This is a genomic window from Rhizobium sp. BK060 (assembly GCF_014193145.1).
Lineage (GTDB): Bacteria > Pseudomonadota > Alphaproteobacteria > Rhizobiales > Rhizobiaceae > Rhizobium.
Window position 1 is genome coordinate 1 of record NZ_JACHYW010000010.1, and the last position, 22,826, is coordinate 22,826.

Annotated in this window: 18 protein-coding genes and 1 pseudogene; 7 read left to right on the plus strand and 12 right to left on the minus strand. The window is 56.6% G+C overall.

Translation table 11 applies throughout. The features are described from left to right. Window positions 1-188: 188 nt before the first annotated feature. Window positions 189-569 (minus strand): annotated as a pseudogene (locus FHT71_RS31610) (HAD hydrolase family protein); the annotation flags it as partial. Between the two features lie 152 nt (window positions 570-721). On the opposite strand from FHT71_RS31610, the gene malQ reads away from it, so the two are divergent. After that, entirely contained in the window at window positions 722-2,716 is a 1,995-nt protein-coding gene (malQ, locus tag FHT71_RS12740; RefSeq protein ID WP_183719822.1) for a 4-alpha-glucanotransferase, read from the plus strand. Here the strand turns inward: malQ and FHT71_RS12745 are convergent. The 3 genes from FHT71_RS12745 to FHT71_RS12755 form a co-directional block, all read right to left on the minus strand. Then, entirely contained in the window at window positions 2,707-3,735 is a 1,029-nt protein-coding gene (locus tag FHT71_RS12745) for a LacI family DNA-binding transcriptional regulator (protein WP_183719825.1), read from the minus strand. The genes malQ and FHT71_RS12745 overlap by 10 nt on opposite strands. Window positions 3,736-3,856: 121 nt before the next feature. Then, a complete protein-coding gene (locus tag FHT71_RS12750) occupies window positions 3,857-5,284 on the minus strand; it encodes an aspartate ammonia-lyase (protein WP_210294158.1) in 1,428 nt (475 codons plus the stop codon). A 58-nt stretch (window positions 5,285-5,342) separates the two neighbouring features. Then, the gene (locus FHT71_RS12755) at window positions 5,343-6,989 is read right to left on the minus strand and encodes a GMC family oxidoreductase N-terminal domain-containing protein (RefSeq protein WP_183719828.1); all 1,647 of its coding nucleotides are present in this window, start codon (window positions 6,987-6,989) and stop codon (window positions 5,343-5,345) included. A 99-nt stretch (window positions 6,990-7,088) separates the two neighbouring features. Between FHT71_RS12755 and FHT71_RS12760 the strand changes: the two genes are divergently transcribed. The 3 genes from FHT71_RS12760 to hisN all read left to right on the plus strand — a co-directional run bounded on the left by FHT71_RS12760 (window position 7,089) and on the right by hisN (window position 10,601). Continuing rightward, the gene (locus tag FHT71_RS12760; protein ID WP_183719830.1) at window positions 7,089-7,985 is read left to right on the plus strand and encodes a LysR family transcriptional regulator; all 897 of its coding nucleotides are present in this window, start codon (window positions 7,089-7,091) and stop codon (window positions 7,983-7,985) included. Between the two features lie 192 nt (window positions 7,986-8,177). Beyond that, window positions 8,178-9,791: a GMC family oxidoreductase N-terminal domain-containing protein gene (locus tag FHT71_RS12765; protein ID WP_183719833.1), complete on the plus strand. Its 1,614-nt coding sequence runs from the start codon at window positions 8,178-8,180 to the stop codon at window positions 9,789-9,791. A gap of 27 nt (window positions 9,792-9,818) precedes the next feature. Next, window positions 9,819-10,601, plus strand: coding sequence for a histidinol-phosphatase (gene hisN / locus FHT71_RS12770; protein ID WP_183719835.1), 783 nt, complete (start codon window positions 9,819-9,821; stop codon window positions 10,599-10,601). 270 nt (window positions 10,602-10,871) lie between these two features. Here the strand turns inward: hisN and FHT71_RS12775 are convergent, their stop codons facing one another. Beyond that, window positions 10,872-11,636 carry a DeoR/GlpR family DNA-binding transcription regulator gene (locus FHT71_RS12775; protein WP_183719838.1) on the minus strand — a complete coding sequence of 255 codons (765 nt, stop codon included), beginning with the start codon at window positions 11,634-11,636 and terminating at the stop codon, window positions 10,872-10,874. A 100-nt stretch (window positions 11,637-11,736) separates the two neighbouring features. On the opposite strand from FHT71_RS12775, the gene FHT71_RS12780 reads away from it, so the two are divergent. Further along, window positions 11,737-12,924, plus strand: coding sequence for an MFS transporter (locus FHT71_RS12780; protein ID WP_281412149.1), 1,188 nt, complete (start codon window positions 11,737-11,739; stop codon window positions 12,922-12,924). 104 nt (window positions 12,925-13,028) lie between these two features. Next, complete coding sequence (locus FHT71_RS12785; RefSeq protein WP_183719844.1) at window positions 13,029-13,172, plus strand: DUF1127 domain-containing protein; 144 nt, start codon at window positions 13,029-13,031, stop codon at window positions 13,170-13,172. A 34-nt stretch (window positions 13,173-13,206) separates the two neighbouring features. Here the strand turns inward: FHT71_RS12785 and FHT71_RS12790 are convergent, their stop codons facing one another. The 4 genes from FHT71_RS12790 to FHT71_RS12805 all read right to left on the minus strand — a co-directional run bounded on the left by FHT71_RS12790 (window position 13,207) and on the right by FHT71_RS12805 (window position 18,654). Further along, entirely contained in the window at window positions 13,207-14,241 is a 1,035-nt protein-coding gene (locus FHT71_RS12790; RefSeq protein ID WP_183719847.1) for a LacI family DNA-binding transcriptional regulator, read from the minus strand. A 152-nt stretch (window positions 14,242-14,393) separates the two neighbouring features. Continuing rightward, entirely contained in the window at window positions 14,394-15,932 is a 1,539-nt protein-coding gene (locus FHT71_RS12795; protein WP_183719850.1) for a GMC family oxidoreductase, read from the minus strand. 21 nt (window positions 15,933-15,953) lie between these two features. Next, window positions 15,954-16,991: a glycoside hydrolase family 3 protein gene (locus FHT71_RS12800; RefSeq protein WP_183719853.1), complete on the minus strand. Its 1,038-nt coding sequence runs from the start codon at window positions 16,989-16,991 to the stop codon at window positions 15,954-15,956. 10 nt (window positions 16,992-17,001) lie between these two features. Continuing rightward, window positions 17,002-18,654, minus strand: a complete 1,653-nt coding sequence (locus FHT71_RS12805) for a GMC family oxidoreductase N-terminal domain-containing protein (RefSeq protein WP_183719856.1) — start codon at window positions 18,652-18,654, stop codon at window positions 17,002-17,004. A gap of 494 nt (window positions 18,655-19,148) precedes the next feature. Between FHT71_RS12805 and FHT71_RS12810 the strand changes: the two genes are divergently transcribed. Continuing rightward, on the plus strand, window positions 19,149-19,844 hold the full coding sequence (locus tag FHT71_RS12810; protein WP_183719859.1) for a hypothetical protein: 696 nt from the start codon (window positions 19,149-19,151) through the stop codon (window positions 19,842-19,844). A gap of 116 nt (window positions 19,845-19,960) precedes the next feature. Here FHT71_RS12810 and FHT71_RS12815 read toward each other — a convergent pair whose 3' ends face one another. Genes FHT71_RS12815 through FHT71_RS12825 form a run of 3 tightly spaced genes read right to left on the minus strand, consistent with a single transcriptional unit; the run spans window position 19,961 to window position 22,809 of the window. Continuing rightward, the gene (locus FHT71_RS12815) at window positions 19,961-21,061 is read right to left on the minus strand and encodes an ABC transporter ATP-binding protein (RefSeq protein WP_183719862.1); all 1,101 of its coding nucleotides are present in this window, start codon (window positions 21,059-21,061) and stop codon (window positions 19,961-19,963) included. 4 nt (window positions 21,062-21,065) lie between these two features. Continuing rightward, window positions 21,066-21,923, minus strand: a complete 858-nt coding sequence (locus FHT71_RS12820; RefSeq protein WP_183719865.1) for a carbohydrate ABC transporter permease — start codon at window positions 21,921-21,923, stop codon at window positions 21,066-21,068. Continuing rightward, the gene (locus tag FHT71_RS12825; protein WP_183719868.1) at window positions 21,916-22,809 is read right to left on the minus strand and encodes a sugar ABC transporter permease; all 894 of its coding nucleotides are present in this window, start codon (window positions 22,807-22,809) and stop codon (window positions 21,916-21,918) included. The genes FHT71_RS12820 and FHT71_RS12825 overlap by 8 nt, the downstream gene beginning before the upstream one ends. Window positions 22,810-22,826 lie beyond the last annotated feature (17 nt).

Here is a 22,826-nt window from a genome sequence, read left to right on the forward strand (position 1 = left end):
ACGAATGGAACGACTTCCTCGACTGCTTTGTCGACGACGAGGAGCTGGTCGCCCGCTTCAAAGCGAAATCTCCGCGGTAACAATCGGTCGGTTACGTCGAACCCTGTCTCATCTGCCCCATCCTTGACGCACATGATCTTGAACGGCTCTTCGGGAAGATCCCCCTGAACGGATGCTTGATGGATTGATTCTCCAGTGATAATCGCCTCGCGCTCGCTCAGAGGTGTTTTTCGATCCGTGAAGATGCCATCGGCGGTATACCACATTGCGGAAAGACCTAGCCTCCTCGCTTCCGACATTGCCATCAACGCTATCTGCCGCGGGATTGTCTGCGAGGCCAGGGTTTCGCCATGAAGAGGACGACCGACCCAGCCCCCGTTGAAGCAAACGGCATATTCGACGGACAAAGCGCTACATACTGCGGCGACCCCCTTGGGAGAACGGGCCGTCGCTACAACCGGCCGGATAGATTTCCTACGCAGCAGCGCAAATGCCTCGACAATAGTTTGCGGCAATGCGTAATCGCCCGTAAGTAGGGTTCCGTCGACGTCGGAGAATAAGGCAGACATCGTTGTCAACGCGTTCGCTCCAGATTAGAAGAGGACTGAACCTCATTCGAGCAAGCGGGTCAAGAAAACGTTTACTTTCCCCCCGACGAGCTTAAAACCGTTTGCCTGAAAGGGTAACATTGCCCTGGCTAACACCGCAATGGACCCGCGTCATGCAAGTCGCAGATCAGCATGAAACCGCTTTAGCTCGTCTAGCGGCGTACCTCGGAATTGAGCGTGCCTGGCGGGACGTCAATGGCGAGATGAATGAGGTCACCGACGCAACTTTGATTGCGATCGCGACGGCTTTGGGATATCCGTGCAGCACTGACAGGGAAACGGCCAACAGTGTCGAGAGGTGTCAGCGGGAAGCCGCCGTAGCGCCTGTCCTTGTCACGACGGAAGTGGGAATTCCGACGCGTGTGGTGCTTCCGCGTCATGGGACTCTGAGAGGGGAGGGTGGAGGCCACCGGGATTTTCCCGTAGAGATCAACCTCCCACCGGTCCCGGCACCAGGCTACTACGATGTCGTCGTTGACGGTCATGAATTCAGGTTGGCGGTCTCTCCGGCGAGCTTCAAGAAGAACATTGACCTCGCACTTGGGCGGTGTTGGGGAGTGTGCGTGCAGATTCCGGCTCTTCGCAGCGCCACGTCGCGGTCTTTCGGCAATTTTGGTGATCTGTACGACTGTGTAGAGCGGTTTTCGGGTGCCGGTATGGACGCCATCTTGATCAGCCCCGTGCACTCGATCTTTTCGAAAGATGGCAAAGGCTTCAGCCCATACTCCCCTTCGAGCAGACTGAACGTTAACTCCTATCTGGCTGAGCCCAATCTTAACCCCGCGGCGGATGTCTCTACCATTCACGAGCCTTCCGAATTAATCGATTGGGAGTTTGGCCTTCCATATCGCATGCAAGAGCTGCACAAAGCTTTCAAAGCTTGTCAGCGAGATAGGTTGAGCGAGCAGGATGTCGCAAAGCGGAACGAGACAACGCATCACCATGCGGTTTTCGAAGTTCTGGATTCCCATTTTCGGCAACAGGGCTTGGTGGGATGGAGGAACTGGCCACTGGAGTATCAGCGGCCGACGAGTGAGGAGGTGCAGCGTTTCGCGCGGGAACGTCGCGACGAGGTCGATTTTCACGTCTTCCTTCAGACGCTTGCAACCCAGAATCTCAGCAGCATCCAGGAGCTCGCAGTCCATACGGGCATGCGAGTCGGCATAATCAACGATCTCGCAATCGGAGTTCATCCACAGGGAAGCGACACATGGCTCCTCGGTGATCAAATGTTGCGCGACCTTACGATAGGAGCGCCACCTGATCCACTAGGGCCGGTTGGACAGAATTGGTCGTTGACAACTTTCTCACCGCAGGGACTCCGTCGAAGCGGGTTTAAAGGCTTCATCGAGATGCTCCGCGCAAGCCTTCGAGGGGCTGGCGGATTGCGGATCGACCACGTGTTCGGGCTCGCCAGGCTTTGGGTTATTCCCGAAGGTCGCAAGTCGACTGAGGGAGCATATCTTAAATACCCGTATGCCGACCTTGTTCGGTTGGTTTGCCTGGAAGCGTATCTCGCAGATGCCGTTGTGATCGGTGAAGATCTCGGCACGAAGCCGATCGACTTTTCTCTGGATGCCGCGGCGCGGGGTCTGATGGGTATGCAGGTGATGTGGTTCGAGCGAGCGCTGGACAACGGCTTTGTTGGCCCTGAGCGCTACGACTCACTTAGCATGGCAACGACAAGCACTCACGATACCCCGACAGTGGCTGGCTGGTGGCGCGGGGACGACATTGCTTTGTCGGAAGATCTGCACCGCTTCCCATCCGGCACCGACAGGACCGCCGAGGAACACGCCCGTGCCTGGGACCGTGGGCTGCTGTGGTCCACTTTTGGCAAGCCAGACCCGAGACCATCACCCGCGGATACTGACATCGTTGTTGATGCCGCTCTTGCCCATGTAGCCCGATCGAACTCGGCGCTCTGCGTTTTTCCGTTCGAGGACCTAGCGGGACTGCGCGAGCAGACAAATGTGCCCGGCACTATCGACGAACATCCGAACTGGCGGCGTCGCTATCCGGCTGATACGCAGGACCTGTTGGATTGTGGGCGCGTGAAAGCACGTCTGGAAAAGATCAACGGACTGCGTAAAGGCGGTCATCGTTGAACGCCGGCTTGGACGCGTGGCTCTGGAGCGAGCGGCGCCGTCGTTTCTCCTAGAATAAGATCGGGCCTGAGGAGAAGCGGCACCTGGCGCACCGCGGCACGTTCAGCGATCCGCTCTTTTAGGAACTCCAGTAGGCTCCTCGCTGAACTATCGAGGTTAAGTTTGAGAGTTGTTATTACCGGCACCTCAGCATCCGCGGATGGCGCGCCATTGTCGTAGGCAATAACTGAAATGTCCTTTCCGGCCACTAGGCCGGCGGTCTCCGCATCTCGCAAGAATGTGCGTGCGTAGTGGTGGTCGCTGCAGAGTATACCCGACGGCCGCGCCTTGACTGAGTTGGCCAAGAGGTCTCCAAAATCCCTTGCTTCGACGACAGACACATCTGCGCTTTTCCCGTTGGTTCCCGACCAAGATAGGCGGGCTTCCATTACGCCTTGCAGGATCTCGCGATGCATCGTCTCCCTTCCCCTGCTGATTACGCCGAGGCGCGTATGGCCAAGCTGCAAGAGGAACCTCGCTGCTTTCAACGCGGACGCGCGATAGTCGATGTCTGCCAAGCAAACACCTACTGTTGAGCCTACGTGTCGGCCGAAAACCAGAATAGGGAACGAACAGTCCCCCACAAACGCTGGGAAATTGACTGGATTGATGAAAAACGCGGCGGCGATCGCTCCTGACGCATGTAGACGTCTCACGCGCGTCAGCCCGTTATCGGACCCGGGGGGAACCGATACGAGATGCAAGTCGCATCTTCCGGAGGCTTCCGTCAGCGCTCGGAAGAGCACCATTTCAAAGTTGCGTTCCGAGGCGTCGCGCGAGTATGTCCAAACCACGGCGATTGAATTCGAGCGACCGGCCGCCAGACGTTGCGCGTTTTGGCTGGGCTGATAACCGGTTTCGGCAGCTGCGGCCAGTACCTTTCGTCGTGTCGCCGCCGCTACCTCCGGGTAGCCATTCAGCGCCCTGCTCACCGTTGTTGCGGATAGACCGAGAAGCGAGGAGAGCTCTTTCAGGTTCATGGCGTTCCAAGGTCGAGGCGGCGAAGGAACCTGACGTAGCGTGCGGGATTAGAGCCGCAATTGCGCACCCACGATTTTAGTGAAGCGCTTCGACGCAACGTTTCAGCTCAGCTGTGGACGGTCAGCCGGGGCGAAAGCGGCTGGGCTTGGTCAATGACTTGACGTCCAGAACCAACTCAAGCAGATCTGCTGAGATCGAGCCCTGGTCGTTCAGGAGCTCGCGTAAACCGCGCCCAGTTGCAAGTATCTCTTTCGCAAGCTGCGCGGCCAGCTCGTAGCCGATGATCGGCGTAAGTGCCGTGGCAAATGCCGTGCTAGCCTCCAGGTGTTGGCGGCAGCGCTCCTCATTCGCGGTGATGCCGACGACGCACTTCTCGGTGAGTGCCCGGATCGCGTTGGTCATTAAGGTCATGGATTGCAATATGCTGAAGACGATAACGGGCTCCATCGCGTTCAGCTGAAGCTGCCCTGCTTCCGCTGCTAGCGTGACCACGAGATCCGCGCCAATGACCTGGAACGCGACTTGGTTGACGACCTCAGGTATGACCGGATTGACTTTTCCCGGCATGATGGATGAGCCGGCTTGTACCGCGGGGAGCGATATCTCCCCCAAGCCGCCGCGGGGCCCACTACAAAGAAGCCGCAGATCGTTGGAGATTTTGGACAGCTTCACGGCCGTGCGCTTCAACGTTCCTGAGAAGAGCACGAAGGCGCCTGTGTCCCAGCAAGCCTCTACAAGGTCCGAAGCGGGTACGACCCGCACCCCGGACACCTCGGCCAGTTTGGCAATGGCCAGGGCTGAATACGAAGGATCGGCCGTTATTCCAGTTCCGATTGCGGTGCCCCCCAGATTCATCTCCCGAAGCAAATCCGCTGAGTCCTTTAGGCGAAGAACGTCCTCGCGGAGTGTAACGGCGAAAGCTTTGAACTCTTGGCCAAGCGTCATCGGCACGGCATCTTGCAACTGCGTCCGGCCGAGCTTGAGAACGTCGGCAAACTCAACAGCTTTGGCCTCGAAGGCTGCCGCTAGGCCTTCTATGGCATCTGACAGTGCCTCGTAGCTTAGAAGAATGGATAGCCTGATCGCTGTCGGATAAACGTCATTGGTTGACTGCGAGAGATTGACGTCGTTGTTTGGGTGGATGACGTGAAACGCTCCCTTGCGTTCGCCCAGCTTCTCCAGTGCCACATTCGCCACGACCTCGTTCATATTCATGTTGGTCGATGTTCCAGCGCCACCCTGGAACACGTCCAATAAAAACTGTTCGATGTATTTTCCTTCGGAGATTTGATCACATGCCCAAATAATTGCCGCGGCCTTTTGTGGACTGAGATCGCCGATTTCCTGGTTCGCCAACGCGGCCGCCTTCTTGACGTACGCGAGCGCTTGGATAAGGGCGGGATAATGCCCGATTTGGATTCCTGAGATCTGGAAGTTTTCGAGTGCTCGAGCAGTCTGCGAGCCGTAGTAGGCTTCCCCTCGGACGTCTACAGATCCAAGCGCGTCGGTGTAGCGGTTAAACGCCACTTCAATGATCCCGTCTTCCAAAATATCCTCCTCCAAAACAATTCAGATCCGGGCGGCCGCTTTCCGCCAGCTCGCGCAGTTAGGCGGAACCCATTCTAGCGACGCTTCCGGCGCTTGCGTTCTTGCTGTCCTCGAGGATCAAATCGGCGCCCTTCATGGCAATCATGGCCGTGGGAGTATTGGTGTTCCCTGAAACGATGAGGGGCATGATCGAAGCGTCGACGACCCGCAAACCATCTATGCCGATAAACCTCAAGCGCTCGTCGACCACTGCATCCGGGTCATCACGCAGACCCATTTTCGCCGTGCTTGTTGGGTGGAAAATCGTGGTGCCGATGTCGCCCGCGGCTTTCGCAAGAGATGCATCGTCGTCTCCGACGGAGGGACCCGGCAAATATTCCTCGGGTCGAAGAGATGCCAACGCAGGCTGGCGCATCAGTCGGCGAGTGACGCGGATCGCATCCGCGGCGACTTGTCGATCGTCTTCGGTCGAAAGGTAGTTCGGCTTGATGATTGGGGGCTTGTCGAGCTCGGTCGTCGTTGTCTTGACATACCCGCGGGACGACGGTCTGAGGTTGCACGCCGCAACGGTGATCGCCGAGAAACGGTGGAGTGGATCGCCGAACTTGTCGAGCGAAAGCGGCTGAACGTGGAACTCGATATTAGCCCGCTCCTGAGAGGGGTCCGATTTTGTAAAGATACCGAGCTGCGATGGTGCCATGGTGAGTGGGCCGCGGCGTCGGAGTATGTAATCCAGCCCCATCATACCTTTCGATACGAGGTTGTGGTAGCTGTCGTTAAGCGTCTTTGCGCCGTGCACCTTGTAGATGGCTCGCTGCTGCAGATGATCTTGCAGATTACGGCCAACGCCCCGGCGGTTCAGCAACGTCGTCACGCCGATTTCGGAGAGCCACTCCGCGGGACCGATCCCGGTCCGATGAAGTATTTGAACTGAGCCGATGGCACCCGCGCTTAGGACGACTTCCGCGTCGGCGCCGGCGATCGCAGAGGAACCGTCCGCGCGGCGATAGCGCACGCCGACTGCGCGACCATCCTTTATCTCAAGCTTGTCTACCAGGACGTTGGTCTCGAGCGTGAGATTCTTGCGGTGCAGGACGGGTTTGAGGAAACCTCGTGCCGAGGACCAACGGCGTCCTCGCTTTTGATTGACATGGAAGTATCCAGCCCCGTCGTTTTGGCCGAGATTGAAATCGGATGTGGGCGGAACCCCGATTTCTCCTGCAGCCTTCTGAACCGCGTCCAGGATTGGCCAGGAAATGCGGGGTGCTTCTACTCGCCAACCCCCTCCCGCTCCGTGATACTCGCCATCCCCAAGGAAGTGGTCTTCAAGACGCTTGAAAACGGGAAGCACATCCTTCCATCCCCAGCCGGCAAGGCCCAGGTCGCGCCACGCGTCGTAGTCGGCTGATTGTCCTCGCATCGCAATCATGGCATTGATCGCGGAGCAGCCGCCGATCACTTTTCCTCGCGGATAGGCGAGCGATCTTCCATTGAGCCCCTCTTCGACTTCGGTGCGGAACATCCAGTCTGCTCTAGGGTTGCCAATCGCGAACAGGTAGCCCACAGGAATATGGAACCAGATCCAGTTGTCCTTGCCGCCGGCTTCAAGGAGCAGTACGCGGTTTCGGGGATCTTCTGACAGACGATTGGCAAGGATGCAGCCCGCTGTGCCAGCGCCCACTATGACGTAGCTGTAGGATGTCATGAGGCTTCCTCCGTTTTGCTCTACGGCCTGAATGATCCTTTTTGGAATTCGAGACAATCCGAATAAACGCAGATAAAATGTGCGGAAAAAGGTGTTGGAATGGACTGGGACGATCTGAGGGTATTTTTGCACATCGCCAGGACGGGACAAGTCAACGAGGCTGCCCGACTGTTGGATCTCGACCATTCGACCGTCAGCCGTCGTTTGACACGGCTAGAGGACGCGGTCGGTGCCAAGCTCTTTAACCGCGCGGGACGAAGGTTGAAAATCAACGCGTCAGGAACCGCTTTGCTTTCGATTGCGTCGCGTATGGAAGCGATACTATTCAGGGAGGTGGGCAGCGTCGCTGACGACGCAGGAGAGCTTTCCGGCTTCGTCCGAGTGGGCGCGCCAGAGGGATTTGGAGCGTCTTACCTGAGCGCGAGGCTAGATGAACTTCGCTCTGGCTACGATTCACTCGAAATCGAGCTTGTGGCCCTGCCGCAGAATTATTCGCTTGCGTCACGCGAAGTGGATGTAGCAATCACGCTCGATCGACCTAGAAGCGGCAACATTGCGACGCGCAGACTGACAAACTACTCCCTCGGTTTTTTTGCCTCATCATCATACATCGAGGAAATCGGTCGGCCCGACGCGTTGGCTGAACTGGCAAACCACCGCATCTGCGGGTACATCCCTTCACTCCTGCACACGCGAGAACTCGACTACCTCGACGCCGTAGGTTACGAACTGCGAGCGTCACTGAGGAGCACGAGCATCATCGCGCAGAAATCCATCATAGAAACGGGCCAAGCAATCGGCATCCTTCCGTTTTTCATGGTGGAGGATGAAAGCCGTCTTGAACGGCTTCTTCAAGATAGTTTCCAGCTAACCCGAAGCTACTGGCTTTCGGTGCACGACGACCTGAGACAACAAGCCCGCGTCCGCGTGGCCGTGGACGCGCTGGTATCGATCGTTCGTCGGGACGCAGTTCTGTTCAACGGTCCGAAACCCTGATCTGGCGCAATTGGTTGTAACATCGTGCGCAAGACTGCGCCACAAACACCTACGACTGCGAAATTGTTGGGAACGAACGCACTCATCAATATCACGCCTGGAAGCGCGATCCTGGTTTGCGTGGGCGGCGAAATATGCGCCAGACGCCCTGCGGGCGAGAGGCTCGGCTGCCAATAAATAATGGTGGGGTTCATGTTCGACTTCGTGATCGTTGGAGGTGGTTCAGCCGGCTGCGTGCTTGCGGCTCGCTTGACGGAAGATCCCTCTGTATCAGTTCTGCTGGTGGAGGAGGGACCGCGTGACTGGAGTCCGTGGATCCATCTTCCCGTGACATACTATAAGACGGGACAGGGAAAACTGGTTTCTCGATACCCCTGGAAGACATCGCCGGAGTATGTGGGTGCACCTAATCCCACCATGGTTCAGGCCCGAGTACTCGGCGGCGGAAGCTCCGTGAACGCAATGGTCTATCTGCGCGGTCAGCCGCGCGATTATGATCAGTGGGTCGAGGCCGGCGCGGAGGGGTGGGGCTGGGATGAGGTGCTTCCCTATTACAAGCGGTGTGAGTCGAACGATCGGTTCGCTAACGAGCTTCACGGGACAGACGGTCCGCTTCCCGTTTCAGACCAGACGTTTACTCATCCCATGAGCAAAATTTGGGTTCAGGCGTGCCAGCAGGCTGGCCTGGACTACAACCCGGACTTCAATTCCGGAGACCAGGAGGGCTGCGGTCTTTACCAGATCAACGCCCGTAACGGCAGGCGCGGAAGCACCTCCGTGAGCTACCTTGCTCCGGCGAGAAGAAGACCCAACCTGAAGCTGATGACGGGAACCAGGGTTGTACGAATCCTATTCGAAGGAACGCGCGCGGTAGGGGTGGAAGTTCAGCGGAAAGCTGGCCGCGCCACGATCCGGGCTTCGCGGGAAGTGATTGTTTCGTCTGGAGCAATCAATACCCCGCGGCTCTTGATGATATCGGGGGTAGGCGATGCGGAAATGATGCGGCGGGCCGGTATTCCGGTAGTGCAGCACCTGCCCGGCGTTGGCCAAAATCTTCAAGACCATATCGAGGTCTCGATCATCCACGAAGTGAATGGCCCCTTCAGCTACGACAAATACAAACAACCACACTGGCAAATTGCTGCTGGCCTTGAATACCTGTTCTTCAAAAAAGGTCCTTGCACAGCGAATGTTGTGGAAGGAGGAGCCTTCTTCCGCTCATCGCTAAATGAAGACAGGCCTGACCTCCAATGCTGCTTCATGCCGGGCGCCGGCGTCGAAGAAGGTGTTGACACCGTTCCGGGGGGCAATGGCACGACACTCAATATATGCCAGACGCGGCCAAGATCCGTTGGCCGGATCACGGTTTCCAGTGCTGATCCATTCGCAGCCCCCGTCATTCAACCTAACTACCTCCAACAGGACTACGACGTCCGCGTGATGTGCGAGGGCATCGAGTTCGGACGCGAAATCATGTCGCAGCCTGTAATCGCCAAACACCTTAGACGGGAATATGCACCGGCGTGCGGGAAGAGCAAGGATGACGTCCTCGCGTATGTTCGAAAGCAGGCGCACGCGGCGCTCCATCCTATGGGAACCTGCAAGATCGGAAAAGACGAGCTTGCTGTCGTCGATACACATCTGAGGGTACACGGAGTGCAAGGACTGCGCGTCTGTGACAACTCGGTCGGACCAAACCTTGTCTCGTCGAACACAAACGCGGTCGCTATCATGATCGGGGAAAAGGGCGCTGATCATATCCGACACGACAACGGCATGCGTCCCTTCCAGAACCGAGCTGGATAGCACCTTTAACCAAAACGGAGCGCTAAGATGAGCCTACCGCCTATCGACTTCCTGCATCGTCTGGCCGACTTGGCGGATAAGGAGACAATGAGCCGGTTCCGGGCCGATCTAGTCGCCGACAGCAAACCAAAAGAAGGTTTCGGTTTCGATCCGGTCACCGATGCAGATCGGGAAGCGGAGCGTGTCATGCGCGACCTCATATCGCAGAAATACCCCGACCACGCGATAATGGGAGAAGAGTTCGGCAGGCTCGGCTCGGGTCTATACGAATGGGTACTCGACCCGATTGACGGGACGAGACCCTACCTGCTCGGGTTGCCGGTCTGGGGTACGCTTATCGGACTACTCGTGGATGGCCGTGCACAACTCGGGTTGATGAGCCAACCGCTGACCGGTGAGCGATTTTATGCGGACGAGTCCGGAGCCTGGCTGAGATCACCGCAATCACTCCACCAACTGCGGGCAAGCGATTGCACAAGGTTGGCCGATGCTAAGCTGCACACTAACTCGCCGGAGAACGTTCGAAATTACCCGGCAATAGATTTCACGCTGCTCGAGTCACGCGTAAGGATGACCCGATACGGCGGGGAGTGCTACGCGTTTGCAATGGTCGCGGGAGGACGTATCGATCTCGCGCTCGAATACAATCTGCAGCCGTACGACATTGCAGCCATCATTCCGCTCATAGAAAAAGCAGGTGGTGTGATCACGACGTTGAGCGGTGGTCGTCCTGAAGCAGGCGGCGCTGTCCTTGCTTCAGGAAATCCAAAATTGCACGAAACGGCCCTTCGCGTCTTGATGACGGGCTAGTGTCGCGCGGAAAACAGGGATTTAATCCACTGAACGATTCCGATTTTGGTCGCGGAGGCCCCCTCATCATCCTGAATGCGGGGAGGGAGGGATTGCGAATAGGGCTCGCGTGTAAAGTAGGTCGGGGAAATGTAACCCAACGCCAACTGCATCCTATACATCGCTCGCTCCTCCGTCACGCGTTATACGTATTCACGAATGATGCTGAGCTCCTCTTGAGTGGTCAATTTCGCAGTATAGCGCTTGTTGACGCAGTATGACGCAGACCGCTCAGCCGGCAAGCTGGACCGAGTAGCCCGCCTTGATCAAATCGTTCTTTCTTGCGTCTGGAATATCTTCCTCCGCGATCACAAGATCAATGTCTGTGGCATCTGCGACCCGGAAAGGCGCGTGCATGTCGAGCTTGTCAGACAGCACCAAAACGATCTTGAGGAGGCTTCTTTTAATGAGGGTGCGTTTAAAAATTGCGTCGTCTTGGCGGTCCACAGAGATGCCAGTTTTCGCTGAAACACTGCATACGCCAAGAAAGCACCGGTCGATATTCATATTCTCAATCGACGCGACGGCACCGGCGTCGACAGAGCCACCCACATCCAAATCTACCAATCCGCCTATTTGCAATAGCGTGAGGCTCTTGGAGTAGAGCGCCGCGGCAATTGGAATCGAGTTTGTCGCGAAGGTGACCCGTACGCCGGGATCGATGTACTCAATCATCCGCAAATTGGTGCTGCTGCTGTCGAGGAAGACTAACTCCGCCGGCCTTATCAGTCTTGCCGCGCTTTTGGCTAACGCTGACTTGGCGACCCCTTGAACCAAGTTACGCTGATCAAAACTTTTGAATGCGGGGGTAACTGGAACTGCACCGCCATAGACGCGCGTACAAACACCAGCGGCGGCGAGCTGCCGTAAATCTCGGCGGATGGCGTCCTCGGACGTCTCCAATTCGGCAGCTAGTTCCGCGGCAATCACAGCGTTTCCGGATTTCAATCTTCCTTCAATAACGGCGCGCCGCTGATTTGGAAACAAGGTCCGCATTCTGCCTCTCGCAAAAAAACTCACTGCGATTTAAATTAGAATACGTATTCACAGCTCTTTCAAGTCGCGCTAGAAGTCGGACAACAATTTTTGAGGTAGCATGACTCAACATTCAGCTCACCGGCGCGCGCTTTTTATCATTTTCGGTCTGCCAGGGTTGGTGATATCAACGTGGGCATCCAGGACGCCGGGAATACGGGACGCCTTGACTGCGTCAACCCAGGAAATGGGCATCGTTCTGTTCGGCATGTCGGTAGGGGCGTTTGCAGGCGTCTTTTTCTCACCTCGATTTGTCAGAAGTTTTGGAACGACGCCCATCATCGGCTTTGGGGGATGGGGCTCTCTGGCTGGTCTCTGTGTCATCGCTCTCGCTTCGCACGTGGGGTACGCTTGGTTAGCCTTCTCTGGATTTGTGCTTGTCGGCGCTGGAATGGGGACGCTGGAAATCGGAGCGAATCTGCAGGCCGCGGCGCTCGAGGCAATCTTGAAGAAGTCTATCCTCACGACGATGCACGGCTATTACAGCCTCGGGATGGTTGTCGGCGCGGTCACGGGCATCGCATTTAACGCGATGCATATCCCGGTCGAGATGCACCTCTGGATGATAACCGTCATCTGCATACCGATGTGCATCTTTGCTCTGCGCCGAATACCTGCAAAAGGTTTTGACAAGTCTTCGGATGAGCCGCATCAATCCCTGCCATTCAAGTCCTTGCTGCGAGACGGACGTTTGATCGCGCTCGGCCTTGTTGTCTTGGCTGCCGCGCTAGCGGAAGGTGCCGCGAACGACTGGCTCCCTCTCATCCTCGTCGATGGTCACGGGTTTGACCAGACATTAAGCGCGGCGAGCTTCGCTGGCTTCGCCTCGGCGATGGCGATAGGGCGCTTCCTCGGTCCGGTGGTTCTAAGGTACGCGAAGAAGGAAACTGCGCTGCGTCTAAGTGTTTTCGTCAGTGCCATCGGTCTCGCGATTGTCGTCCTAGCGCCCTGGCCAGAGCTTGCGGGATTCGCAGTCATCCTGTGGGGCGCGGGTGCGGCGCTTGCCTTTCCGCTGACACTTTCGATTGCTGGCGAGGAAACGAATGGGGACGTAAAAGTGGGGGTAGTAGCCCAGCTAGGATATATCGCTTTCCTGGTCGGGCCGCCGATGCTCGGGTTTCTCGGCGAGCACTACGGATTGCGAAACGGGATGACCGTCGTTTTCGTCGCGCTCTTCGCTGCCTCAGCGGTCACTCCGAAGGCGATGAGATATCAGCCTGCACGCGATCTTTCCAGGCGTTTGCCGTAAAAATGCGCTGCTCGGGCAATTGTGCATAGCAGCAATTCGATAAATTGCATTCAAAATAGCCTCACGAGTGCGTATTTTATGGGCATCGAACAAGGAGATTTGAGATGTCCATCAGAAAGAAAATCTACGACTTCGCCGCCCGCGAACGAGCAATCCGCCAGCTGAGAGCTCTTGATGACAGGTCTTTGAGCGATATCGGATTGTCCCGTGGAGAAATCCGCTCGGCGATGAAAAATGGCAAAATCTAGAAAGCAATAGCTGATCGTCAGAGCCGCTATCTTGTCATAGCGGCTTGAAAGAGCTCCTGACGATCAGGGTTCCAGGTATCCTTACCTCGAAATTCCCGGCCCGGTCTTCGCTCTCAAGGATTTTCAGAGTCTGTTCGATCATGTCGTCGACGGGCTGCTTGATCGTCGTGATCGAATAGGCGGCCCAGCCCGCGCTGGGGATATCGTCGAACCCTACTACCGAGACGTCCTGAGGGACCGAGAGGCCGTGTTCCTTGAGGCTGTCTATCACTCCCATGGCAATGACGTCGTCGGCGCAGAAAACTGCCTCGACGCCTTGGTAGTGGCGTAGCATTCGTCCGGCGTTGTAACCCCATTCATGATTGAATTCGCCGTCTAGTGCGACGACTGGCTGTGCGCCATCCTCGGCTAGCCGCTGGAGAAATCCGTTGCGCCTGTCCAGGTTAGTAGACGATCCCGCGGCACCTCCCACGTATGCGACGCTCTTGAAACCACGCTTAAGGAATTCATCTGCTACCAGCCGGCCCCCCGCCAGGTTGTCGCATGCCACAGAGTTGCCTGAACTGATCGTCGAATACCGGTTGAGCATGACCGTAGGAATCTTGTGCTCTTCGAGTTTCTTCGCCATCCTTGATGACAGCGATGAGGTCATGATGATAGCAGACCGAACTTTGTACTGCAGGACGATCGGGACCAGTTCATCGATATCGCGGCCTCCGGACGCGTTCAAGAGGAGGACCTCGAACCCGCCGCTCTGAATCCGCAGGGTAAGCTTGTCCAAGATATACGGATAGAATGGATTCATAATGTTGGCGACCACTACGGCCACCATGTTTGAGGAGCCGCGCACTAAGGCTCTCGCTCCTAGATCAACGACGTAGCCAAGCTTCTCACATGCATCGATAACCTTTTTGCGCAGCGGTTCGGAAACTGAGCCGCCCGACAAGACACGCGATACAGCCGATTGTGAAACGTTGGCGAACTTTGCAACGTCGTGCTGGGTGGGTGAGCCAGCAGCAGCAACCTGCGCCGAAGTGGAAGCACTCCCGGCCTGTTTGTCCGCTTTCAATAGAATACCCCCACGAGAAAACGCTCGATTCGATTCGCAATTCGAGGTCGCCCGCGCGAGCGGCTCTCAAATCGTCGCCGGTCCTTCCTGCCAGCCCGATCCTGAATATGCAAGATGATTATCCGCATATTCGGGAAGGTGCCGTCGCTCCGTCAAGCCGCCTCACTTGCACTCCGGATGCCGAACTCGCTCTTCGCGATGTGCTCGCCCACCCTAATTGACTGCGCCGCGATCGTCAGCGCGGGGTTCACCGCTCCGGAGGATGGAAAGAATGAAGCGTCTACTACGAACAGGTTTGAGTGATCGTAAGAGCGACAATGGCCATCGAGTGCCGCAGTCTGAGGTGAAGAACCCATTCTAATGGTACCGCATTGCGCCGCCGTGAAGTTGACCGGAAGCGTCTTTGAAAGAACGAGGGGAAAACCAATCTCGCGAAGCAGCTTCGTCAGCTTCTTGTTGAGTCTCTTGTGGCCGGTCATATTGTTGGCAGTGACCGATATCTGAACCGTGCTGCCGTTCAACGAAACCTTATTCGCAGCATGCGGGAGATCCTCGGAGGTAACGAGCAGATCGAGGCTCCGCTTCGTCAACTCCCGGCCAATGAACTGGGGAAGATATTTCGCGCCAGCTACAAGCATGCCAGCCTGAAGCTTCCCGAGTGTCTGCACATTGCCCATCGGGAAACGAAATTCTTCGTCGCCGTCGTAGTAGTCGTTGAACGCCAATGTTTTCTGAAAGCGTGTTGGGTTCTTCTCCGACGATACGGCCATGAAGGTTGTCAGGTTGTGGGTCATGTAGTTCTTACCCACCACTCCCGAGGAGTTCGCCAGCCCATTGGGCATCGCGCCGTTAGCAGATCGAAGAAGAAGTAGGGCTGAATTGACCGCGCCAGCTGAGAGCACAATTACCTTAGCGGAAACACTCTTGATCATACCTTCGTGCTCGATCTCGACAGCGTGGATACGTCTGGTTTCAGTATCCATTATCAGGCGCGTAGCTTGGGCTTTCGTCCAGAGCGTCACACGTCCGGTTTTCAATGCTGGTTCGACGCACCTTGTCTCAGCGTCGTTCTTGCCGCCGGTGGCGCAGGGAAACCCGTCGCATGTGCCGCAGCGGATACATTTCCCCCCAGGATGTAGATCGACGGCCACGGGCAGGGGGAACGGGTGTAGGCCTCTTGCTTTCAGTTTCTCCGTTACCCGCGCGACGAATGGTTCCGATCCCACGGGACCGTAAGGGAGGGCGGTGGTTCGGAAGGGCTCGCTAGGATCCAGAGCGGGGTCGCCGTGGACGCCGAAGAGAAATTCGGCCTTGCCGTAAAACGGTTCCAACTCGTCGTAGCGGAATGGCCAAGCCGGCGACGTGCCTTCGGCGTGCTCGACTTCCTCGAAATCCCTTGCCCTCAATCTGGTCATCACCGTTCCGAAGAACTTCGTCGATCCACCTACATTGTACCATGCCGACGGCCGGAAAGTGTTGCCCCCACGATCAAGCCATGTCTCGAAGGGGCTGTATTTCTTCTTGTTGAAGACCGTATCAACTTGCCAGTTTTCGAACTCTCTCGGCACAGGTCCGCCCCGTTCCACCAGCAGAACACTAACGCCGAGATCAGCGAGCGTTTTCGTGAGAGTTCCTCCTCCCGCGCCGCTCCCAATGACGATTACATCTGGCCGTAGGTTCACATCACTCATCATTTTTGCGTCCGAACTCGCTCAGATAACCACGGAGGTGGCTGTCGCCCTGATATTCGCGGCAGCACTCTGTAGCTTCGAGGGTTCAAGGCGTCCCTGTTCCACCGCGTCAGCTATCGCGCGCGCTGTCACGTCGACCTGGGCTCCTCCCGCGAGGAGCAGCAGATCTATCCCGGCATTTAGTGACGCCACGGCGACCTCGGGGACTGAACGACCTCTCAAGGTCCCCGGCAGATCAATGTCGTCGCTGACGATCAGCCCACCGAAGCCAAGGGTGCCACGGAGAATCCGGACAACTGCCGCCGAGGTGGATGAAGGTTCGAGCGGATCGTACTGCGGAACTGGAATCGGCCCTGTCATGACAGATTTAACGCCCGACGCGATGGCTAGCTTGAACGGCTCCAGCGCAAACGCGAGTTGTCCATGGGACGCCTCCACGATGACGTCCGCGCTATCGAAAGGATCGACCACGACTTTCGGGTGCCCTGGAAAGTGCTTGGCGGTCGCGGCGATGCCTTCAGACTGCGCTCCCTTTATGAAGGCGCTGGTTATCTCGGAGACGCGTTTGGGATCTGCAGCAAGCGTCCTGTCCCGAAGCCAGGGATTTGGTCCGGAAAGCATATCGAGGACAGGCGAAAGTATGTAGTTGACGCCGAGCTCTCTAGCGGCCTTGCCTGCCGAAATTCCAAAAGCTTCGACTTCCGGCAAGGTCATCGCCAAAGCAACCTCTGGCTTATCCAATTGCGGAGCAAGCTTATGGAGCCGGTGGACGCCGCCGATCTCGTAATCGATGGCGATAAGCGCGTTTGGCACCAGATTACGCACTTCTTCGCCGAACTTGCGGAACAGAGCTGCATCTTCGCGTTCCTGGCGCTCAGAGCTCATTCTTCGGGCGACGTACTCTCGCCTGCTGCAACCGAGCAGTATGGAGGAGCCGCCTTGGTCCAGAAAATGGCGGACATCTTCGACATCCACACGATCATAGGCTGGCAACAGAACCGAGTACGCGTCACGCAAAATGCTTGCCGAACAATATGCTGCGTTGGAATCCTGATACATTCTTGAAGTCCTAGTTTGCGTAGTGGATGGCAGTGCTGGATACCTCTGGGTGCTTTTGTGGGACACGGTTGCCGAGAAGCATGTCTGACGCTTTCTCGCCTATCATGATGACCACTGAATTGAGGTTGCCCGAAACCACGTTGGGCATGACTGAAGCGTCGATGACTCTGAGGCCGTCGATACCGTGCACCTTAAGGTCGGGGCTGACCACGGACATGCCATCCACGCCCATTCGGCAGGTCCCGCAGGGATGGAGACCGGGATGGGCTTCGGACCTCACGAACGCCTCGAACTCCTCCTGCGTGCGGAGCGGTCGCTCAGGTGCATGGCCGCCTGCGATGTAAGGAGAAAGCGCTCGCTGATGCATGATTTCCTGACCGAGGCGCGCGCCCTCTGCCATACAGGCCAGGTCTTCAGGCTCCTTGAGATAGTTTGGCACGATTACGGGAGGGAGTTCGGGATCTGCGCCGGAAAGCTCTACATACCCACGCGACTTTGGTCTCGTCTGGGTGATGCTCAACGTGCAGCCGTTGCCGCCTGGAACCGTATCGACGCCTTCCTCCACTCCGGCTCCGGCAAGAAAGAACAGTTGAAGATCGGGATGAGGCAGACTGGGTTTGCTGCGCCAGAACGCACCGCCCTCCGCGACGTTTGAGGTTACAGGACCACTGCCGAATAGGGCGTACTGCATTCCCGCCAGTGCCTTCCAGCCCAGCTTCTTGTATTTGTCATAACTGTGAGGGCCGCTAAGGCGATAAACCAGCGACATCTCCATGTGGTCCTGATAGTTCTTGCCGACTCCTGGCAGATCCTGAACAAGGGGAATGCCATGTCTCCGAAGATGCTCGCCGGGGCCGATGCCGGACAACATCAACAGTTTCGCGGAATTGAACGACCCTGCGGAAATGATGACTTCACGGTCGGCAAACATCTTCTTGATCTTGCCCCCCTGCTTATATTCCACACCGATTGCGCGGCCCCGTTCGACAATCACGCGCGCGACGGTGCAGCCCGTCATAACGGTGAGGTTAGGTTTTCCACGCGCTGGCTTTAAGTAAGCAACAGCGGCGCTCGAGCGGCGGCCGTTTTTGGTGGTGATCTGATAAAGCCCGCAGCCGGTCTGGTCGCCGCTGTTAAAGTCATCGTTGTAGGGAAGCCCTGCTTGCTGGCATGCCTGCAACCAAACCTTCGTAAGTGGGTGGGTGTAGTCCTGGTCCGATACTCCGAGAGGCCCGCCGACTCCGTGTGTGTCGTTGCAGAACCTGTTATTGTCCTCGGCCTTCTTAAAATACGGCAGCACATCCCGGTAGCTCCAGCCGGTAGCACCCAAGGACTCCCACTCGTCATAGTCGGCTGGAACGCCACGCACATAGAGCATAGCGTTAACCGAACTGCCTCCGCCGAGAACACGAGCTTGGACCATGGTCGGAGACTGCTGGAAGGCTTGAACGTCACTCCGTACGTACTCGTAGCGCTTGAGCAATGGGCCTTTAGCGGTTTTATAATAAGTGACCGGAAAATGGATGTACGGATTCCAGTCTTTGGGGCCTTCCTCGAGAAGAGTAACCCTCACATCGGGGTTTTCCGTTAGTCGGCCGGCGAGCGTCGAACCCGTTGATCCGCCACCGATTATGATGAAATCCGGTTTCTCTTTGCTGCTCATGATCTTTCTGAATGCTCCCTGCGATATTAAACGTTGTGGGGCGCGGTTCAGCTTTAGACAGAGAATGCACACGGCCTGCCGAGCCCTTGGAAAGGCTTCGGCCTCAGCTGCAATTCGGAGAATTTGAGCTTGCATAGGGCATCGCTTCTCCTCCCGATAGATCTATGAATACGTACCCACACAATAGACGGCTTACGCGCGAATGCAAGGTTATTTCTCGACTTCAGCTCAGATGGCGTGAAATTATGCCGGAATTACCGCAATGCGAGGCTCACGGGCATGAATATGGGCGAAATATTTGAGGCGAGGGCGAGCCTGGGCCTTCTAATTAATTGGAAACTGCGGTAATTAGTACATGTGCCGAGGGAGCTAAGCCGAGAAAAGAAATCGGCCGCCAGTGTGCCTGGAGTTCGCCTCAACGATATCGACACGTCCTCCCAGGGACACCGAGCCGGGCGCTAATGCCCGGAACGGTCTTAAAGTGGAATAGCCGCATGAGTAGCAATATTGAGAGAGAGCTCGCGTTCGCGGGAAAGTTTGTCGAGGCCAAGCTCATCGAAAACGTCGAAGATTACGAAGCGACGGGATCTGTTACAAATCTTTCCAACAGGCCGATGTACATCGGCGGTGATATTCCGGGCGTCGTGCCGCCGTGGAAGTCGACAATCCTCAAGGGAGGACGCATCGCGAGGGCCGAGAGGGTCTCGATCGTCAATGTGCCAGACGAAACGAATCTCGGCGGGGTCGTTCTCGATGGATGGGACTGGTTCGGAAACCGGTACGATGCTTTTCCGCGCACCAATCCACTATACATCTCGCCGTATGATGTGGTTGGCGAGGTCGAGGTCAATCCTTACCGCTTTGCCAACATGCCTTCCGATTCAAAGTTCGTCGACAGATACGATATCAGGCTGAATCTCTGGTGGGCACCCGCCAAAACCGACGCGTTTCTGCATAACGAGCATACTTTCCTCGAAATACACACGCAGATCTTCGGGTTCGGCCGAATTCAGATCTATCGAGAGAGAGACCTCAACACGAAATATCGCGAAATCACGGTCGCGCCTGGTGAGACGCATGATCCAATCGTCAGAGTGTTAGGCGATCGCGATTTCCGATATCCGTGGCACCGCGGTTGGACAGATACCGATGCCATCTGGATGGCAATTGAACTCCATCCTAAGGGGTGAACGAGAAGAGGCCACAACGAAAGTTGCGGCCTTTTGCTTTCGGGGGAGTGCCAATGCAGCCTTCTCCCAAAAAATACCCGGCGGGAAGCCGGGCCAGTTGGGGAATTCGGTTGCCACTAAATAATGCGGTTTTCCGTCGCCGGGTCGAACAAGATAGTCTTCGTCGCGTCCACCGTGAGAAGCGCGGTCTGCTCGGCCTTGACGCTTCGCGGCGGCAAGCGTGCAATGACCTCCTTATCGCCCAGATTGAAAAACACCAGCGCGTCCGGCCCTGTCGGCTCGACGACTTCAACACGCACGTCGAAGCCGGCCGTCGGATCGACAGCCGTCCTGAAGTGTTCCGGTCGCATACCAACGAGGACCTGCTTCCCAACGTGTTTCTCGACGCTCTCAGCGGACAGCTCGATTGGTCCGACATCGACGGGGGAAGCGCCGGATCGGTTCAGTCGCACTGCGGCCGATCCGTTTTGTGTCCGAACGAGCGTCCCGTTGAGAATGTTCATGGCAGGCGAGCCAACAAATCGTGCGACGTAAACTGTCGAAGGATAGTTGTAGATCGTCTCTGGATCCGCCAACTGCTGGACCATGCCGCCCTTCATAACAGCGACCTTGGTGCCAAGCGTCATTGCTTCGATTTGATCGTGGGTAACGTAGACGATCGTCGTCTTCAGTCGTTGATGAAGCTTCTTGATCTCAGTCCGCATGTCGTCGCGGAGTTTTGCATCCAGGTTGGACAGCGGTTCATCAAAGAGAAAAAGCTTAGGATTGCGAACCAAGGCGCGTCCGATAGCTACGCGCTGTCGCTGACCTCCCGAGAGCTGCGAAGACTTTCTGTCGAGGAGCGCCTGGATCTGAAGAAGGGATGCAACGCGATCAAGGGCTTCTTTCCTTGCGGGCTTCGGCACCTTCCGCACCTTCATGCCGAACTCGATATTTTCCCGCACCGTCATCGTGGGGTAGAGTGCGTAAGATTGGAAAACCATTGCGATATCGCGATCACGGGCCGGCCGATCGTTAATGCGCTGGTTGTCGATCCTAATTTCTCCCTCGGAAATGTTGTCTAGCCCGGCGATTAGATTCAGCAATGTTGATTTGCCGCACCCGGACGGTCCCAGCAGGATCAGGAAGTCGCCGTCGTCGATTTTGATGTTCACGTCGTCAAGCACCGAAACCTGACCGTAGGACTTACCTACGCCGTCGATCTGCAAGGTTGCCATTGTATTATCCTTTCACTGCGCCGGCTGTCAGGCCGCGGACGAAGTAGCGCCCGCCAAAAACATAAACGAGAAGGGTAGGCAGCGCGGCTATCATCGCGGCTGCCATGTCGGTGTTGTATTGCTTCCGCCCCAGGACGACGTTCACCATGTTGTTCAACGCCACGGTGACGGGCGTCTGGGAGCCGGATGAGAATGAGTTTCCGAATAGGAAGTCATTCCATACCCCAGTGAACTGCCAGATGCAGGACACGACGATGATCGGCAAGGCGGCAGGCAGCATGATCGAAAAGAAGATCCTGAAGAAGCCGGCCCCATCAATGGTGGCGGCTTTTACGAGTTCCGTAGGTATCGTGACGAAATAGTTCCGGAAGAACAATGTCGTGAACGCGATCCCGTACACGGAGTGTACGAGGATCAGTCCGTACACGGAACCAGCAAGACCCAGTGACCCGAGAACGAAAGCGATGGGAAGGATGACGGCTTGCAGGGGAAGGAAACACCCGAACAACACGAAGCCGAAAAGCAACTCGGAACCTTTGAAGCGCCACTTCGTCAGAATGTAGCCGTTGAGCGCGCCGAGCATTGTCGAAATCAGCACGGCGGGAATGACCATCCGAATACTGTTTAGGAAATATGGTTCCAGGCCGACGCAAGCGGTGCCGATACAGCCTTCCGACCATGCAACCCTCCATGCATTGAACGAAGGATTAGGAGGTGGGCTTATGAATGTGCCGGCGTAAACCTCGTCGAGTGATTTCAAGGACGTGAAGATCATTACCACGAGCGGCATTAGGTAGAAGGCCGCGAAAAGGAGCAGGATCGCGTAGAGAAACACGCGGCGCCAGTGAAATTTGTTAGCCATCGCGTCGGTTCCTCAGTTCTGAATAAAGATAAGGCACGATGATCGCCGCCACGGTCATAAGCATCATCATCGCGCTAGCTGCGCCTATCCCCAGTTGGTTTCTCTGGAAAGTCGCCCCGTACATGAACGTGGAGGGCATCTCCGTGGCCACGCCGGGGCCACCATTGGTGAGCGCCAAAACGAGCTCGAAGCACTTGATGGCAATGTGTCCGAGCAGGACGAGGACGCTTAGGAGAGCCGGACGGAGCATTGGCAGGATAATGCTTGTGTAAATACGGAAGGGCCCTGCACCTTCAATCTGCGCAGCTTTGATCAATGATCCGTCGATCCCGCGAAGTCCCGCTAGGAAGACTGCCATTGCAAAGCCCGAAGACTGCCAGACCGAAGCGAGTACAACGGTGAAGATTGCGTACTCCGGGCGCACGATCCAGTCGAACGTGAAAGACGTCCAGCCAAGGTCGTTGACAACTCGCTGGATTCCGAAGCCAGGATTGAGAATCCATTTCCACGCAGTGCCCGTCACCACAAACGAAATCGCCATCGGGTAGAGGTAGATGTTCCGAATGAAACCCTCGCCCCGGACGTTTTGGTCGAGCAGGATTGCCAGGAACAACCCAAGCGACGTTGTGATCACCAGAAACAGACAGGTGAAGATGCCGAGGTTGTACACGGCCGTGTGCCAGCGGGGCGTGGTCCAAAGCCTTACGTACTGCTCGAAACCCACGAAATTGTACACGGGCATCATTTTCGACCCGGTGAAGGAAACAACCCCGGTCCAAAGGGAAAATCCGTACACGGCGATCAGAACGAGGGCCAGCGTCGGCGCCAGCACGAGCTTAGGGAGATGCCGCTCGAACGCCGAGTTGAAGCTGTTTTTTTGTTTCATTGGTTCTTCCAGACAAT